The sequence below is a fragment of the Streptomyces sp. NPDC050528 genome, assembly GCF_044457795.1.
In the GTDB taxonomy this organism is placed as follows: domain Bacteria; phylum Actinomycetota; class Actinomycetes; order Streptomycetales; family Streptomycetaceae; genus Streptomyces.
This window is the reverse complement of sequence record NZ_JBITHH010000023.1, coordinates 22,619-38,344: the sequence shown is the minus strand read 5'-3', so window position 1 is coordinate 38,344 and position 15,726 is coordinate 22,619. Positions and strand designations below refer to the sequence as shown.

At 71.7% G+C, this 15,726-nt stretch carries 15 protein-coding genes; 7 read left to right on the top strand and 8 right to left on the bottom strand.

All coding sequences use genetic code 11. The annotated features are described in order from the left end of the window. Window positions 1-2 precede the first annotated feature (2 nt). Both ACIBK4_RS48665 and rpmG read right to left on the bottom strand, forming a co-directional pair. Complete coding sequence (locus ACIBK4_RS48665) at window positions 3-251, bottom strand: type B 50S ribosomal protein L31 (RefSeq protein ID WP_033287271.1); 249 nt, start codon at window positions 249-251, stop codon at window positions 3-5. Between the two features lie 5 nt (window positions 252-256). Then, the gene (gene rpmG / locus ACIBK4_RS48660) at window positions 257-421 is read right to left on the bottom strand and encodes a 50S ribosomal protein L33 (RefSeq protein ID WP_327402261.1); all 165 of its coding nucleotides are present in this window, start codon (window positions 419-421) and stop codon (window positions 257-259) included. A 75-nt stretch (window positions 422-496) separates the two neighbouring features. Between rpmG and rpmB the strand changes: the two genes are divergently transcribed. The 4 genes from rpmB to ACIBK4_RS48640 all read left to right on the top strand — a co-directional run bounded on the left by rpmB (window position 497) and on the right by ACIBK4_RS48640 (window position 2,216). Beyond that, the gene (rpmB, locus tag ACIBK4_RS48655; protein WP_033287273.1) at window positions 497-733 is read left to right on the top strand and encodes a 50S ribosomal protein L28; all 237 of its coding nucleotides are present in this window, start codon (window positions 497-499) and stop codon (window positions 731-733) included. Then, window positions 733-1,038, top strand: a complete 306-nt coding sequence (gene rpsN, locus ACIBK4_RS48650) for a 30S ribosomal protein S14 (protein WP_399006307.1) — start codon at window positions 733-735, stop codon at window positions 1,036-1,038. The genes rpmB and rpsN overlap by 1 nt, the downstream gene beginning before the upstream one ends. A gap of 138 nt (window positions 1,039-1,176) precedes the next feature. Beyond that, window positions 1,177-1,653, top strand: coding sequence for a hypothetical protein (locus ACIBK4_RS48645; RefSeq protein WP_399006305.1), 477 nt, complete (start codon window positions 1,177-1,179; stop codon window positions 1,651-1,653). Between the two features lie 41 nt (window positions 1,654-1,694). Beyond that, on the top strand, window positions 1,695-2,216 hold the full coding sequence (locus ACIBK4_RS48640; protein ID WP_399006303.1) for a DUF4232 domain-containing protein: 522 nt from the start codon (window positions 1,695-1,697) through the stop codon (window positions 2,214-2,216). A 6-nt stretch (window positions 2,217-2,222) separates the two neighbouring features. Here the strand turns inward: ACIBK4_RS48640 and ACIBK4_RS48635 are convergent, their stop codons facing one another. Together ACIBK4_RS48635 and ACIBK4_RS48630 are read right to left on the bottom strand one after the other, a co-directional pair. Then, window positions 2,223-3,332 (bottom strand): DUF2786 domain-containing protein, encoded by a 1,110-nt coding sequence (locus tag ACIBK4_RS48635; RefSeq protein ID WP_399006301.1) that lies wholly within the window; start codon window positions 3,330-3,332, stop codon window positions 2,223-2,225. Between the two features lie 239 nt (window positions 3,333-3,571). Then, complete coding sequence (locus ACIBK4_RS48630; protein WP_399006299.1) at window positions 3,572-4,540, bottom strand: hypothetical protein; 969 nt, start codon at window positions 4,538-4,540, stop codon at window positions 3,572-3,574. A gap of 124 nt (window positions 4,541-4,664) precedes the next feature. On the opposite strand from ACIBK4_RS48630, the gene ACIBK4_RS48625 reads away from it, so the two are divergent. Further along, window positions 4,665-5,402 (top strand): TetR/AcrR family transcriptional regulator, encoded by a 738-nt coding sequence (locus ACIBK4_RS48625; RefSeq protein ID WP_399006297.1) that lies wholly within the window; start codon window positions 4,665-4,667, stop codon window positions 5,400-5,402. 19 nt (window positions 5,403-5,421) lie between these two features. On the opposite strand, the gene ACIBK4_RS48620 is transcribed toward ACIBK4_RS48625, so the two are convergent. Continuing rightward, complete coding sequence (locus ACIBK4_RS48620; protein ID WP_399006295.1) at window positions 5,422-6,192, bottom strand: hypothetical protein; 771 nt, start codon at window positions 6,190-6,192, stop codon at window positions 5,422-5,424. A gap of 193 nt (window positions 6,193-6,385) precedes the next feature. Between ACIBK4_RS48620 and ACIBK4_RS48615 the strand changes: the two genes are divergently transcribed. Beyond that, window positions 6,386-7,102 carry a Clp protease N-terminal domain-containing protein gene (locus tag ACIBK4_RS48615; protein ID WP_399006293.1) on the top strand — a complete coding sequence of 239 codons (717 nt, stop codon included), beginning with the start codon at window positions 6,386-6,388 and terminating at the stop codon, window positions 7,100-7,102. Window positions 7,103-7,132: 30 nt separating this feature from the next. On the opposite strand, the gene ACIBK4_RS48610 is transcribed toward ACIBK4_RS48615, so the two are convergent. After that, window positions 7,133-7,678 (bottom strand): Uma2 family endonuclease, encoded by a 546-nt coding sequence (locus ACIBK4_RS48610; RefSeq protein ID WP_399006291.1) that lies wholly within the window; start codon window positions 7,676-7,678, stop codon window positions 7,133-7,135. Between the two features lie 282 nt (window positions 7,679-7,960). On the opposite strand from ACIBK4_RS48610, the gene ACIBK4_RS48605 reads away from it, so the two are divergent. After that, window positions 7,961-9,649, top strand: coding sequence for a bifunctional 3'-5' exonuclease/DNA polymerase (locus ACIBK4_RS48605; RefSeq protein ID WP_399006289.1), 1,689 nt, complete (start codon window positions 7,961-7,963; stop codon window positions 9,647-9,649). Between the two features lie 22 nt (window positions 9,650-9,671). Here the strand turns inward: ACIBK4_RS48605 and ACIBK4_RS48600 are convergent, their stop codons facing one another. Together ACIBK4_RS48600 and ACIBK4_RS48595 are read right to left on the bottom strand one after the other, a co-directional pair. Continuing rightward, window positions 9,672-14,387: a BTAD domain-containing putative transcriptional regulator gene (locus ACIBK4_RS48600; RefSeq protein ID WP_399006440.1), complete on the bottom strand. Its 4,716-nt coding sequence runs from the start codon at window positions 14,385-14,387 to the stop codon at window positions 9,672-9,674. 445 nt (window positions 14,388-14,832) lie between these two features. Then, entirely contained in the window at window positions 14,833-15,726 is an 894-nt protein-coding gene (locus tag ACIBK4_RS48595; protein WP_399006287.1) for a glycosyltransferase family 2 protein, read from the bottom strand.

The following is a 15,726-nucleotide window of genomic DNA, read 5'->3' as shown; positions in this document are numbered from 1 at the left end:
CGTCAGGCCTGCTTCCCATAGCGGCGCTCGAAGCGCTCCACGCGGCCGGCCGTGTCCAGGACGCGGGCCGTGCCGGTGTAGAAGGGGTGGCTGACGTTCGAGATCTCGACGTCCACGACGGGGTAGGTGTGGCCGTCCTCCCACTCGATCGTCTTCGTGCTCGTCAGGGTGGAGCGGGTGAGGAAGGCGTGGCGCGCGGCGCGGTCCCGGAAGACGACCGGGCCGTAGGGCGGGTGGATGTTCTCGCGCATCTCGGTCAGCGCTCCTCTCGGAAGTCGACGTGGCGGCCGGCGGCCGGGTCGTACTTGCGCAGGGTCAGGCGGTCGGGGTTGTTCCGGCGGTTCTTGCGGGTCACGTAGGTGTAGCCGGTGCCGGCCGTGGACCTGAGTTTGATGACCGGGCGGAGTTCGTTGCGTGCCATGGCTGATACCTTACTGAAAATGAATTCCATTAGCAGCACTGGCTACGGCCCCGATCGAGGAGAGGTACGTCACTCGTGTCCGCCCACTGCATGCTGACCGGCGCCCGGCCCGGTTTCGGCAACCGCATCTCCCACTCCCACCGGCGCACCTCGCGCCGTTTCGACCCGAACATCCAGTCCAAGCGCTACTGGCTGCCCGGCGAGGGCCGGTACGTACGGCTGCGGCTGAGCGCGAAGGGGATCAAGACCGTGGACGCGATCGGCGTCGAGGCCGCCGTGGCCCGGATTCGCGAGCGCGGGGTGAGGATCTGATGGCGAAGAAGAGCAAGATCGCGAAGAACGAGCAACGGCGGGAGATCGTCGCGCGGTACGCGGCGCGGCGGGCCGAGCTGAAGGAGATCGTCCGGCGGGTCGGTTCGACGGAGGCCGAACGGGCCGCCGCGCAAAGGGAGTTGAGCCGCCAGCCGCGCGACGCGAGCGCCACCCGCGTTCGCAACCGCGACCAGGTCGACGGGCGGCCCCGGGGTTACTTCCGCGCCTTCGGGCTGTCCAGGGTGAACCTGCGCGGCCAGGCTCACAGCGGATACCTACCCGGCGTCCGCAAGTCCTCCTGGTAACCCCTGGTAGCTTGCTGCGGTCGTTCCGGCCAGGGCCGAGTCCAAGGCCGACCGGGCGGCCGTCCGCGTCCCGCTACAGCTTGGGAGCTACCAGTGACTACGGCGTTTTCGACGGTGACGACGGTGACGAGGGTACGGATGGCAGCGGTTGTCGCCGGTCTGGCGGGCGCGCTCGTCCTGACCGGGTGCAGCGGTGACTCCTCGGACGGTTCCTCGTCCACGCCGAGCGCGTCCTCGTCGGCGACGTCGACCGCGACGGCGGACTCCGGTGGCTCCGGCAGCAGCCCGTCGGCCGCGTCCGACGGGCTGCAGGGCAGTTGGCTCGCCACGGCGGGCGGCAAGGCGCTGGTCCTTGTGGTCACCGGCAAGCAGGCCGCGCTGTTCACGACCGGTGGCGTCGTGTGCAACGGGACAGCCGGTGAGGAGGCGGGGATGCAGATGATCCACCTCACGTGCACGGACAAGAGCAAGACCCGGACGACCGGAATGGTCAACTCCGTCAGCAAGTCGAGCCTCTCGGTCACCTGGTCGGGGAGCGTCGGCAAGGAGACGTACACGCGGGCCGAGGGCGGGAACCTGCCGTCGGGGCTGCCCACGGCGAGCTTGGGGTCGTAGGCCGGTCAGCGGGGTGGTGTTGCGTGCGGGATGATCCCCTCATGCGCACCATTCCCCTCGCCGTCGCCGCACTCGCGTCGGCTCTGCTTCTGACCGCCTGCGACAGTGGCGGCGGCGGTGGTTCCTCCGACAGCAAGAACGGGTCAGCCTGCTCGTTCGACGGGGTCGCCGTCCAGGTCGGGCCCGCCAGTACCGCGCCGGCCGCCGGTGACACCGGTGAAGTGCCCGTCTCGCTCACCAACCAGAGCAAGCCGTGCGACCTGAACGGCTTCGCGGGCGCCACGCTGGTGGCCGGTGACACCAAGGTCGCCCTCTCCACGCAGAAGGGCGCCAAGGCGCAGAAACTGCGGCTCGCCAAGGGCGACGCGGCCTCCTTCACCATCACCTACGTGCGCGGCAAGGCGGGCGACAAGCTGAGCCTGGCCGCGACCAAGGTGGTCATCACGCTGCCCGGCAGCAGCGACAGCGCGAGCTACAAGTGGTCGTACGGCCCCGTCCAGGGCAAGACCTCGGTGAGCGACTCGGACGCCTCGGTCAGCGCGTTCACGCAGGCCGGCGACTGACGTCCGTCAGTCCAGTGGCGGTCGGGCCCTGACCTGGGCCCGGTCGGCCGCCTCGGCACCCTGCGTCCAGCCCGCCTCGTCGGTGACCCCGCGCAGGCGGGTCGTGGTCGTCTCCGGGAACATCGCGTCGACGCGGTCGGTGACGGCGACCTCGCGGGTGGCCAGCACCGGGAGCAGGTCGTCGGTGACCTGGGTCTCGGCGGCCTGCGCCAGCCGGTCCCCGATGCGGTGGGCGTAGGCCGCGAGGAAGGACTGCCGGAAGGTCTTGGTCCGCCGGCGACCGCCCGCGCGCTGAGCCGCCTCCGCCCGGGTCATCGCGGTCGTGGCCTGCACGAGGAGCGAGGTGTAGAGGAGTTCGACCACCTCCAGATCGCCCTCGAAACCGACGACGGTCGAGAACCCGAAGGCCTCGTTCCAGACGGCCCGGCAGTGATTCGCCCCGGCGACCGCGTCCAGCAGCACCGCCTTCGCCTGCTCGTACGGCGCCTCGACCCCGATCCGGCAGGCGCCGGGCGCGTCCTTCGCCGGCGCCTGCGCGTCGAGCAGCGCCTCGTCGATACTGTGCCGCGCCATCAACTCCTGCGCCTTGGCGCTCAGCGCTTCCGCCTCCTCCGGGAACCCGGTCGCCTCCGCCTTCGCGAGCAGCGCGCGGATCCGGGTGAGCATGCGGGAGGCGGGCCGGCGGTTCTCGTGCGGTCGCTGTTCATCCAGGGGTTCGAGGCTCGGCAGCCGCAGCAGCAGGCGGTACAGCTCCAGCACGGTGGTGGCGTGCGTGAAACGGTCGGTGCGGGCCGGCTCCTCGGCGGTCAGTTCGTCGAGCTGCGCCGCCCAACGGGGGCCGCGCGCCCGGTCGTCCGGCGCCTGCGCCCGGATCAGCGCGGCGACCAACCGCACGTGTACGTCGTCCAACTCCCGCCGAACCAGCCGTACGACGTCGGCAGGCTGCCAGCCGCGCCGCCAGGCCGCCGCCACGAACTCCCGTCCACGGCGGGCGAGTTCGGGGTCCGCGGTGGGGTCGGCGGCGAGGATCGAGGCACCTGCGTCGAGGGCGTCGTGGGTGTCCGTGTAGAGGGCGGCCTCGAAGGCGCGCTCGACGGGGGTGGTCTTGCTGGTCACCGGTTGATCGTGTCATGGGGTGGGGGAGGAGGGGGCGGGGAGTTGTGCACGCTGTTCGCGGGCGGGGGTGCGGCGCGCCTGGCGGGAGCGGAGGGAGTGGTGTGCTGGTCTGCCGTACTCGCTGCCTCGTTTCCTTCGCGGGGGTCGACGAAGCCTGCTCGTCCACACCCTGTGGACAACCAACCCCCTGCGGAACTCCGGGTGTTGGGGTGGGCAGCGGTGAGCCCGCCTCGCGTCGGTCACACGTGTGCTGCTCGCGCATCGCCGATCAGCTCAAGGAGCGCCGCGTTCTGCGCCAGGTAGTGAGCGTCGGCGGGGTGTGCGGAGAACTCCGAGAAGGCCGCGAAGTACGGGTCGGCTGCCGTATCCGCAGCGTAGGTGCCGCGGGCCGCTGCTACGGCTGCCGCGTGGGCGCCGGCGCCTGCTGCGGCGGCCGTGTGGGCGGCGGTGGCGGCGCGGTCGGCGGTGTGCGAGGCGGCGATGCCGGCCGCGACGTTGTGCACCGGCGCGTATACGGCGACGAGGGCCTCGGCCGCTTCGATGGCGTCGGCGGCGGTATGGGCCGCGTACGCCGCTGCCGCCGCCGCGGATGCCCAGGACGCGGCGTCTCCGTCGGCGGCGCAGGACGCGGCGATCACCGCGGCCACGGCTCGTCCCGTGTCGGCGCCGATGGGTGCGCCGGAGGCGATCAGCCCGCCTGCGGCCCGGCGCGCTTCGAGCAGGTCGGCTTCGTGGAGGGTGCCGTCCAGGAAGCCGTCAGCGGCCTGGAGGCATTGACGTACCCGGGCGTCTACGGGGTGGCGCCGCTCCAGGTGGTCGAGGGCGTCCTGCGCGCACCGGACCGCGAAACGTCGTAGAACAGCCGCGGGTATCTCTTCCACGAGGCGCATCTCGCTCGCCGCGAACTTGTGGGACTGGCGCGAGAGTTCACCCCTTGCCTCCGCGAGGAACCAGCGCCGGCCGTAGACGTTGCGCAGGGAGTCCCTGGGTGTAGGGGACGCGTGCAGGCCGTTCGCGCAGCAGCGGACGGGGCCGGTCGTCCGGTTCCATTCGCCGATCCGCCAGGTCACGTCTCCGTTGGCCGAGGTCAGGTCAGGTTCTACGAATCGGTAGCACTCGATGGTCGTGACGTCCGTGGTGTCCGTGTCCCTGTCCGTGTCCCTGTCCGTGTCCCTGTCCCTGTCTGTGTCCGTGGTCTTGGTCTCCACTGCGTTCCTCCTGTGCCTGCGAATCCGGTACGGCGCGGGGCCCGGAGCCCTGGCGCGATACAGCGTATCGGAGTTCCGTACAGCGTATCGCTCGGGCGTACCCCGCACCGTTAGACTTCGGACCGTGCCCACACAACGCCCTCCCGCCCCGAACCACGGCGAGCCGATCTGGCTGCGTGAGGCCGAGCGCGATGCCAAGCCGAAGGCGCAGCCGCTCACGCGGGAGCGGATCGTGCGGGCCGCGATGGCGGTCGCCGACAGTGAGGGGCTCGACGCCGTCTCCATTCGGCGGATCGCCGGGGAGTTGAAGGCCCGGCCGATGAGCCTCTACGCGCACATCGACAGCAAGGACGACCTGTTCGAGCTGATGCATGACGCCGCCGCGGAGGAGACGCTCGTGGGAGACGTCCCCTCCGACTGGCGTGAGGCGTTGCGCGTACTCGCCCGCGCCAACCGGGCCGCCGCGCTGCGCCACCCGTGGCTGCTGGCCACCCGGGAGGCGGGGTGCCCGGTCGGCCCCGCCTCACTGAAGCGCATGGACGAATCCGCCGCCGCGGTACGGGGGTTGGAGGCCGACGGTGCCGTGCTGCGGGCGCTGATCCTCGCGGTCGACACGTTCACGCTCGGGCATGTGATGGCCGAGCTGTCCGGCGGGATCCGGCGCCGGACCACCGAGGAGGCCGGCACCGCCCGCCGCGCGGCCACCACGGAGTACGTCCAGAAGCAGATCGACGCCGGGAGGCTCCCCCACCTCGCCGAGACCGGTTTCTCCGAGCTGCTCCACAACGACGACCCGGAGGCGAGCTTCGAACGCGGCCTCGACTGGCTGCTGGCCGGTGCGGCCGGGTCACTCACGAAGTAGCCGGCTTCGGTGGCGTCGGCTAGAAGGCGCTCGCGGCCGCCGCCTCCGCCTCAGGCAGCAGGTCCTTGCTCTCCTGGATCATGCGCGCGTAGGTGCGGTCGGGGTCCGAGTTGTCGAGCGCGAATTGCAGCAGGGCGCCGGACCAGTCGTCGAAAAGGGCGAACGTGCGGTCCACCATGCGCTTCGATTCCTCGCGCTGGGCCTCGTCGAGGGACGGCAGGCTCGTTTCTTCGACTTCCGGTGACTTGATACTGTGCGACGCCTCCGCCAGGTAATGCTTCGTACCGAAGAATTCACATTCACGACCGTCTCGCAGGGCGATTCCCCGGCAGTGCGTGAAGATGGTGATGGAGACCGCCTCGATGGACTCGACCATGGCGAAGACGGCGTACGTCGGTGCGCCGGCGGCGAGCGCGGCCAGCTCCAGGACGAGGCGTCGGGAGTGCTGGAAGTCCGCGCTCCAGAGCACGCGGGTGGCATCCGACAGGGGCATGGCGCGGTCGGCGCCCAGTTTCTCCAGGTCGGTCAGCATCCACTGCCAGTGGAAGTCCTCCTCGTAGGTGTGCGCGTTGAGGAGGGACTGCAACTGGTCGCGTTCGGCGTCCTCGGCGCTCTTGCGGAAGACGTACTTGTTCAGGTCGGAGTAACCCATGATGAACGGGATCACACTGGGGCCCCACGCCAGGCGCTTTTCGCCGGGGAGTGACTCGTCGGCCAATAAGTTGGCGAAGAATTCATGTCCTTCGTACGACGCCCGACGTTCCTCTATGTAATCGATGACCTTTTGCACGAGAACTCCATGTGGGAGGTGGGGGAGGTGGAGTGACGGGGGTGGCGAACTTCCATATCTATCATTATCGAAATCGGCGCGGGTCGGCTTTTGCTTGATCACGCCCTCCCCTTTAAGGCGGAGCCGGGTTCAAGGCGGAGGCGACTGTCAACCGAAGGTTGACAGTCGTCGGGTGTCAACCTACGGTTGTCACATGACGACCAACCCGAACATCACCTCGTCCGTACGCCTCGACGACCTCATCGCGGCCATCAAGAAGGTCCACCCCGCACCGCTCGACCAGCTCGAAGACGCGGTCATCGCGGCCGACCACCTGGGCGATGTCGCCGACCATCTCATCGGCCACTTCGTGGACCAGGCCCGGCGTTCCGGTGCCTCCTGGACCGACATCGGCAAGAGCATGGGCGTCACCCGGCAGGCCGCGCAGAAGCGCTTCGTGGCGAAGGAGTCGGCCGACCTGGACCCCAGCCAGGGCTTCAGCCGGTACACACCGCGCGCCCGCAACGCGGTGATGGCCTCCCACAACGAAGCCGTCGCCGCCCGCAACCCCGAGGGCCGCCCCGAGCACCTGATCCTCGGCCTGCTCGCCGAACCGGACGCCATCGCGGGCAAGGCGATCGTCGCGCAGGGGGTCCTCCTGGACTCCGTACGGCAGGCCGCCACCGCGGCCCTCCCGCCGGCCGCCGACGAGGTCCCGGACCTCGTCCCCTACAACGCCGACGCCAAGAAGGTCCTCGAACTCACCTTCCGCGAGGCCCTGCGCCTGGGCCACAACTACATCGGCACCGAGCACATCCTGCTGGCCCTCCTGGAGCACGAGAACGGCGAGGGCGTCCTCAACTCGCTCGGCATCGACAAGCCCACGACCGAACGGCACATCGCCGAGATGCTCAACGTCCTCCAGGGCTGAGGTGCGGCCGGTCCGCCGCCCGGGCCCGGTTCAGAACCGGCTCGTGTCGAGGTCGAACCCGAGTGGCTCGGGCAGCGCCACGGTCTTGGAGATCTCGATCTCGGCGGCACGGGTGTAGCGGTCCTGGGCGGGCTCGCTGTAGACGATGACCGTCCCGGCCTCGCGGTCGATCAGCAGGTAACAGGGGATGCCCGCGCGCGCGTAGCCACGCAGTTTGGGACCGCGGTCGTTGACGGCGGTGGACTCGGAGGTCACCTCACCGACGAGGACGACGGGCGCGGGGTCGTGGTAGCGCTGGTCGTCGGCGAAGCTGCCCTTGGGGGCGATCACCAGGTCGGGGACGACCTGGCCGGTGACAGAGGCGTCCGGAACGTGCAGGCCGAGACCGGTGTACGTACGCAGATCGCCGTCGTGACGGTTGAGCGTGACCTGCTCCGCCGTCTCGGACACGATCTCCTCATGCTCCCCATTGGCCGGAGGTACCACGTGGATCTTCCCTTCGATCAACTCCACGCGCCATCCCTCAGGGGCAGCTGCGTCGAACGTATCGAAGGCGGCCTCGACCGAAGCGTCCATGCGCCTCTCCTCCGTCGGACTCGGATGAGGACTCGTCGGATTCGGACTCGGGTGAGGGCTCGGGTGAGGGCTCGGGTGACGCTCTGGGGCGGTCAGTGCCACGGCGGACCTCCTTCGTACGGAGCGACCCTGTCAGCGTAGGCGAGAGGGCCGTCCGTGATCTCGTGATGCGTCACCCGTACGAGTGTGCGCGTGACGTTTCTTCGCTCGGAGACGCTGGGCGGGTGACGCGATTCACGCAGGTCGGGGGCGTTGTCAGACCTGCGTGCCACACTCGCGGACATGACCGATCGCTGGGCGCTCGCTCCGGCCGAGGGTGGTGGTGTGGAGGTCGCCGCCCTTGGTCCGGACGGGCTGCCCGTGGGGGCGGTGGAGCGGGAGGCGGATCTCGTCGAGGCCGTGCGCGGGCGGCCCGACGTGGGGCGGTGGGTGTGGCGGTCCACGGCCGAGGTGTATCCGCTGCTGCTCGCCGCGGGGGTGCGGGTGGAGCGGTGCTACGACGTGGAGGACGCCGAGACGCTGCTGCTCGGGCACGAGGGGCGGCACGGTGAACCGAGATCGGCGGCGGCCGCGCTGGCCCGGTTGCGGGGCGGGGCCGTACCGCCGGATCCGCCGCAGCGGGCCGCCGAACCGGGCGCGCAGCCCTCGCTGTTCGAGCCGCAGAGCGTCCATCTCCCGCTGGCCGACCTGCTCGCGGTGTATGTCGAGCAGCAGCGGCGGCACGACGCGGCCACGCACCCCGACCGGATGCGGCTGCTCACCGCCTCCGAGTCGGCGGGGATGCTGGTCGCGGCCGAGATGAACCGGGCCGGGCTGCCGTGGAGCGCCGAGGTTCATCGGGAGCTGCTGCACGAGTTGCTGGGCGATCGGTACGCGGGCGGCGGTGAGCCGCGGCGGCTGGCCGAGTTGGCGGACGAGGTGTCCGTCGCCTTCGGGAGACGGGTGCGGCCGGATCTGCCCGCCGATGTCGTCAAGGCCTTCGCCGAGGCCGGGATCAAGGTCAGGTCGACCCGGCGCTGGGAGATCCAGTCCCTCGACCATCCGGCCGTGAAACCGCTGCTGGAGTACAAGAAGCTGTACCGGATCTGGGTGGCGCACGGCTGGTCCTGGCTGCAGGACTGGGTGCGGGACGGGCGGTTCCGGCCGGAGTTCCTCGCGGGCGGGACGGTCACCGGACGCTGGGTCACCAACGGCGGGGGCGGGCTGCAAATCCCCAAGGTCATCCGGCGGGCCGTGGTCGCCGACCCCGGCTGGCGGCTCGTCGTCGCCGACGCCGACCAGATGGAACCGCGGGTGCTCGCCGCGATCTCCCGCGACCCCGGGCTGATGGAGGTCGCCGGCCGCGCCACCGACCTCTACCAGTCCGTGTCCGACCGCGCCTTCTCCGGCGACCGCGACCAGGCCAAGATCGCCGTGCTCGGCGCGGTCTACGGCCAGACCTCCGGCGACGGCCTCAAGAACCTCGCCGCGCTCAGACGCCGGTTCCCCAAGGCGGTGGCGTACGTCGACGACGCCGCGAAGGCGGGCGAGGAAGGACGGCTCGTCCGGACCTGGCTCGGGCGGACCTGCCCGCCGGTCGCCGGGGGCGAGGACGCGGCGGAGGAGGCGGGCATCCCCCAGGACGACCCCGTCACGGCCCCCACCGACCAGGGCTGGGTGCCGGGTTACGCCTCCACCAACTCCCGCGCCCGGGGCCGTTTCGCCCGCAACTTCGTCGTCCAGGGCAGCGCGGCGGACTGGGCCCTGCTGATGCTGGCCGCGCTCCGCCGCTCCTGTGCGGAACTCTCGGCCGAGCTGGTCTTCTTCCAGCACGACGAGGTGATCGTGCACTGCCCGGAGGAGGAGGCCGGGACCGTGGCCGCGGCGATACAGGAGGCGGCGGACCTCGCCGGGCGACTGACGTTCGGGGAGACGCCGGTGCGGTTTCCCTTCACGGTGGCGGTGGTTGAGTGTTACGCCGATGCCAAGTAGGGCGCGGCAGGCATGCGGGTTGTCAACGCGCGTCACACTGCGACAACAGCTCGCCGAGCTCCTGGACCACGGCCTTCTCGTCCGTCCCGGCGAGCGCGTCGAGGGCGGTCCGCCAGGCGTCGTACGCCTCGTGTGCGCGGCCCTGTTCCCTTAGCAGCAGGCCGAGTTGGTGCCGGGCGAGGCCGCCCATGTAGCGGTCGGCGCGGGCGTCGGCACGGCGGAGGAGCTCGGTGCATTCGGTGTGGGCGCGTGGGGTGTGGGCGGGTTCGGTACGGGTGCCTTGGGTGCCGGCTCGTTCGGTACGGGTGCCTTCGGTGCGGCCGAGGAGGCGGAGGGCGCGGACCAGGCCGAGGCGGGTCTGGGACTCGCCGTGCCAGTCGCCGTGGCTGCCGAGGATGCGCAGGCTCTCCTCGAAGTGCGGTACGGCGGCGGCCGGTTCGCCGAGGGTGAGGTGGGCGTAGCCGATGTTGCAGTGCGCGGAGTGCTGCACGATGACGGCGCCGATCTCGTTGCCGATGGCGAGGGAACGGCGGTGCTGTTCGATGGCGGCGCGCGGGTCGGTGTGTTCGTACAGGTTGCCGAGGTGGCTGTGGGTCACGGCCTCGCCGTGCGGGTCGTTCAACTGCCGTGAGTGGGCGAGGCTTTGGCGCAGGGCGACGCCCGACTCGGCGTAACGGCCCAGGCCTTCGAGGAGCAAGCCGCGGTTGTTGAGGCAACGGCGGATCCAGGAGACCGCGTCGAGCCGCCACCAGATCGCCAGGGCCTGGTCGTTGAGGACGAGGGCCTCGTTCTGCCGGCCGGTCAGGAAGTGCAGGCCGGCGAGATCGCCCAGCGCGTACGCCTCCGCCGCCGCGTCCCCGAGTCGCCGCGCCGCGTCCAGGGCGGCCCGGCCGAGCACGTCCATCTCGGCGACGCGGCCGCTGCGCAGGACGTAGGGGAAGAGAAGGCGGACGAGGGTCGAGAGGTGGGCGGTCCGGCGGGGATCGGGGGTGTCGCGGTACCGGGTCACCAGCGCGACGATGTTCTCCAGCTCCAAGTCGCCCCAGGCGAAGGCGTCTTCGGGGCGGGGGAAGGGGGTGGTGGCCGCCACCTCGCTTGTGTGACCGGGGAGTTGGGCGGCTGTCGGTCGGCGCCGGTCGTCCTGATCGAGGCCGGGTTCGACGATCGCGGTGAGGGTGCGTTCGGCTTGGGCGGCGTACCAGGCGAGGGCGGTGGTGATGGGGTCGGGGTTGGTGGGGGCGGGGTTGGTGGGGGCGGGGTTGGTGGGGGTGGGTTCGCTGAGGTCGGGGGCGATGAGGCCGGCTTCGTTCAGGTCGGCTTCGGTGAGGGCGCCGTGGGGCTCGGCACCGGCGATGGGGCCGGGTGGCTGGGCGTCTGGGGTGGCGGTGGCGCTGGCGGTGCGGGGCTGTGTCCCCGTCCGGTCACCAGTCGGCTCGGCCTCCCCGACGGCATGGCGCTGCTCGGCCCCCGCGATGTCCCCCAACTGCTCAGCTCGCGCAGCGTTTCCGCGCTGCTCGCCCTTCGCCAGTTCGCGGGCGAAGTCGCGCACCAGGTCGTGGGGGGTGTAGCGGCCGTATGCCGTCTCCTCCAGGAGGGCTACGTCGACGAGGCGGTCGAGGGCGGATGCGGCTCGGTGTTCGTCGGTGGTGGCGAGGCGGGCGAGCAGGGGGGCGCCGTAGGACGGGAGGTCGAGGGCGCCGATGTGGCGCAGGGTGCGGGCCGCGTCGCGGTCGGTCCGGCGTTCCGAGGCGGCGAGGGCGTCGTGGGCCACGGCCAGGGAACGGCGGACGCTGAGGTCGTCGTACTCCAGGTGGGGCAACCGGCTTTCCGTGGCGGCCAGTTGACCGGCCAGGACGTCCGGGGTGAGGGCCCGGCGCGCGGCGAGTCGGGCGGCGACGACGCGCAGGGCGAGGGGGAGGCGGCCGGTGAGTTCGACGAGGGGGTGGGCCGCGTCGAGGGCGGTGCGGCCGGAGACCGCGCGGAGCAACGCCGCGCTGTCCTCGCCGGAGAGGGGGGAGAGCGGGAAGCGCCGGGCGCCGTCGAGCGCGGTCAGCGGCGAACGGCTGGTCACGATCACCGCGCAGCCGGTGCCGCCCGGCAGCAACGGCCGTACCTGGGCGGCGCTCGCGGCGTCGTCCAGCACCAGCAGCGTGCGGGTCGGGGCGAGCAGGGAGCGGAGCAACGCGGTTGCCGCGTCCGGGTGTTCGGGGATGTGCCGCGATTCGGCACCGAGGTCCCGGAGCAGGGTGTGGAGTGCCTGGCCGGGGGTGAGGGGGGTCATGCCGGGGGTGGCGCCGTGCAGGTTCACGTACAACTGCCCGTCGGGGAAACGGTTCCGCACCTCATGCGCCACGTGCAGCGCGAGCGCGCTCTTTCCGACGCCGGCCATTCCGCTGATTACGGCGAGGGGGTGTGCTCCGGGGTCGGCGGAGAGGGGCGCGAGGGTGTCGCGCAGGGCGTGGATGGTGTTGGCGCGGCCGGTGAAGTGGGCTGGTGGGGGCGGGAGTTGGGCGGGGTGGGGTGGGGAGGGTGAGTGGGGGGTGGGGGTGAGCGGGGGCGTGGGCTGGTCCCGGGCGTGGGGAGGGGTGGGGGTGCGGGACTCGGGGGCGAGGGGTTCGGAGGTGCCGGGCTCGGGGGCGCCGGGCTCGGGGGCGCCGGAGGCAGGGGTCTGGGCGCCAGGAATGTGGGGCGCCGGAGCCTGGGCGTCAGAAGTGGCGAGGTCGGACGTGCCGGGCTCGGAGGCGATGGGCTCGGAGGCGTCGGAGGCAGGAGCTTGCGCACCAGGAACACGGGACACCGGGGTCTCGGCGTCGGAAGCAACAGGGTTGGAGGCGCGAGGCTCGGAGGCGATGGGCTCGGAGGCGTCGGAGGCAGGAGCTTGCGCACCAGGAACACGGGACACCGGGGTCTCGGCGTCGGAAGCGACAGGGTTGGAGGCGCGGGGCTCGGGGGCGTCGGGGGCAGGGGCTTCGGCGCCAGGAACATAGGGCACCGGAGTCTGGGCGTCAGGCACCGGGGCGTGCGGCGCGAGCACGCAAGGCGCGTTGCCCGGTTCGTCCGCGCCGGTGACCTCGGCAACTCCGGAGCGACCCGGAGCCCCGGCATCCCCGGCCCGCCTGCCCCGCCCAACACCCGCGACGTGATCGGCACGTCCAACAAACCCAGGCGCATGAGGCACGTTCACCGACTCGTCCGCACCGGTGCCCTCGACAGCTCCGAAGCCACCCGAAGCCCCGGCATCCCCGGCCCGCCCGATGCGATCGGCGTGCCCCGCGTCCTCGATGCGCCCAGCGTCCTTGATCTGACCCGTGTCCTCGGTCTGACCCGCGTCCTCGGTCTGACCCGCGCCCCTCGTCTGTTCCGCGCTCCCAATCCGACGCGCCTCTCCGGCCTGACCGTCCCCGACCCGACCCGTGTCCCTGGCCTGCCCCGCGTCCCCAATCCGACGTGACTCCCCGGCCCGACCCGCGTCCCCGACCTGACCGACGTCCTCGATGCGCCCCGCATCCTTGGTCCGGCCCACTCCCCCGACCTGACCCGCGTCACCAAGCCGACCCGTCTCCCCGGCCCGCCCCTCGCCCTCGATACGCCCCGCATCCCCAATCCGACCTGCGTCGTCGATGCACCCCGCGCCCCCGGCCTGCCCCACACCCCAGGCCCGACGCGCGTCCCCGACCTGACCGGCGTCAGCCCCCCGTTCCGCACCCGCGCCCCACACCCCCGCCGCCCCTCGCGGCAGATCCCACGCCTCCCGCACCTCTGTGCCCTGCGGCATCTCCGCACGCATCTCCCGAACCCGGGCCCTCTGCGGCACATCCCCGTCCCAGACCGCCGCCCCCTGCGACACACCCTCACCCCGAGCAGCCGCCCCCTGCGATACATCCCCGCCCCGAGTCACCGCCCCCTGCGACACACCCTCATCCCGAGCCCCCACCCCCCGCAGCCCTCCCCCACCCGACACCGGAGCCCCCACCCCGCCCCTAACCCCCCGCAACACCTCCGCATGCGCCCCCCGAACCCCCGCCCCCGGCTCGACACCCAGCTCCTCGATCAGTCGGTTGCGGAGGTCGCGGTGGACGGCGAGGGCCTCTGCCTGGCGGCCGGTGTGGTGGAGGGCGAGCATCAGTTGGCGGTGGTAGGACTCGCGGAGGGGGTGGTCGGCGACCAGTGCCGCCAACTCCGGGACGAGCGCGCCGAGTCGGGGGCCGCCCAGGGCCAACTCCGCGTCGTAGCGCCATTCGAGGGCGAGGAGGCGGGCCTCGGTCAGGCGCTGCGCGAAGGCGTAGCCGCCGAGTTCGGCGGGGAGGCCGCTGAGCGGGGTGCCGCGCCAGAGGGCGAGCGCCGCCGTGCAGGCGTGAACGGTGTCGGGCCAGTTGCCGGCCGCGTGCGCGGTGCGGGCCGCGGCGACGCGTGACTCGAAGACGCGGACGTCCAACTCGCCCTCGTCGACGCGGAGTACATAGCCGGGCGGTACGGCACGCAACCGTTCGGGATCGTCGAGGAGACGGCGCAGGCGCGTCACGTGATTGTGCAGCGAGGCCTGCGCGGACGCCGGCGGCGAACCACCCCACAGGGCGTCCTTGAGAGCCTCGACGGAGACCACCCGGCCGGGTTCCAGGAGCAGCGCGGCGAGCAGAACCCGCACCTTGGGACTGCCGATCGGGTGCACGGCATCGTCGTCGACAGGGTCGAAGAGGACCGGCGTGCCCAGCAGTCCGAACCGCAGCTCGTACCGCATCACACCGAACCCGTCACCCTTCCGCACAGCCTCGCGCGGCCGCGCCCCTTGGCGGATATCCGCCCTGTTCACGACGGTTTCCCGCCACCTTGCCCCGGACACTTGGCGCCGGATTCCGTACCGTACCGGCCGTCTCCCGCCGCCGCCCGGCGACTTCAGGCCACGCGGCCCACGAGCCCCGTACGCGCCATTGGCCACATGTTAGCGATTCGTTGGTGCGACCTGATGTGATCACATCATCGGATCTGGCCCGACGGCGCGCGCGTACGACGCGCAACTCGGGGGAGTGTCGCCGTCGCGGCCGGGTCCGGGGACGCGAGAGGGCCCCGGTCGGCGGAGGTGAACGACCGGGACCCTCGTCCCTTACATCCGAGGTACTACGGGTCAGCCACCTACCCCCTCGGCACTACGGGCTACGGGCTACGGGCTACGGGCTACGGGCCGGTCAAATGACCGGCGGACGCCCCAACCGCGTAAGCCGCCACACCGTCCGCCACCGCATCGGCCGCCGCTCCCCCGCCGGTTCGCGCACGCCCTCGACGAATCCCCCGAACCACGCCCGGAGTCCAGCCACCGACCGTGTCCGTACGAGCGTGAGCAGCGTCCAGATGCCCAGGTGGACCGGGATCAGCGCGAGCGGGAGCCGGCGGCGGACCAGCCAGACCCGGTTGCGGGCGGTCACCCGGTAGTAGATCGCGTGCCGGGCGGGCGAGGTCTTGGGGTGCTGGAGGAGCAGCTCGGGGGCGTACAGGATCTTCCAGCCGGCGTCGGCGGCCCGCCAGGCGAGGTCGGTCTCCTCGTGCGCGAAGAAGAACTCGGCCGGCCAGTCCCCCGTCTCGGCGAGCATCGCCATGCTCAACGCGTGACCGCCGCCGAGGAACCCGGTGACGTACCCGCCCTGCATCGGATCCCCCGCGCCGACCCTCGGCACATGGCGCCGCTGGGTCTCCCCGTGCTCGTCGGCGATCCGGAACCCGACGATGCCGAGGCGGGGTTCGGCCGCGTACAGATCGCTCACCCGGCGCAGCACGTCCGCGTCGACGAGCAGTCCGTCGTCGTCGAGTTCCACTACGACGTCCACGTCACCGAACGCGCGGAGCCGGGCCAGGCCCACGTTGCGGCCGCCGGGGCAGCCGAGGTTCTCGTCGAGGTCGATGGTGGTGACCTCGCCGGGGAGGGAGAGCCGGTCGGTGAACTCCGGGAGCCGGCAGCCGTTTCCGACGATCACGATGCGGGTGGGCGGGAGGTCCTGCTTGGCCACGGATTCGAGGAGCGCGTCGACCTCCGCGGGCCGGTTTCCCATGGTCACCACGGCAACGGCGATCCTCGGTTCGACCAC

Coding starts and splice junctions, on each gene's coding strand:
- ACIBK4_RS48665 (WP_033287271.1), bottom strand. CDS start 251: ATGCGCGAGAACATCCACCCGCCCTACGGCCCGGTCGTCTTCCGGGAC.
- rpmG (WP_327402261.1), bottom strand. CDS start 421: ATGGCACGCAACGAACTCCGCCCGGTCATCAAACTCAGGTCCACGGCC.
- rpsN (WP_399006307.1), top strand. CDS start 733: ATGGCGAAGAAGAGCAAGATCGCGAAGAACGAGCAACGGCGGGAGATC.
- ACIBK4_RS48645 (WP_399006305.1), top strand. CDS start 1,177: ATGGCAGCGGTTGTCGCCGGTCTGGCGGGCGCGCTCGTCCTGACCGGG.
- ACIBK4_RS48640 (WP_399006303.1), top strand. CDS start 1,695: ATGCGCACCATTCCCCTCGCCGTCGCCGCACTCGCGTCGGCTCTGCTT.
- ACIBK4_RS48615 (WP_399006293.1), top strand. CDS start 6,386: ATGACGACCAACCCGAACATCACCTCGTCCGTACGCCTCGACGACCTC.
- ACIBK4_RS48610 (WP_399006291.1), bottom strand. CDS start 7,678: ATGGACGCTTCGGTCGAGGCCGCCTTCGATACGTTCGACGCAGCTGCC.
- ACIBK4_RS48605 (WP_399006289.1), top strand. CDS start 7,961: ATGACCGATCGCTGGGCGCTCGCTCCGGCCGAGGGTGGTGGTGTGGAG.
- ACIBK4_RS48600 (WP_399006440.1), bottom strand. CDS start 14,387: ATGCGGTACGAGCTGCGGTTCGGACTGCTGGGCACGCCGGTCCTCTTC.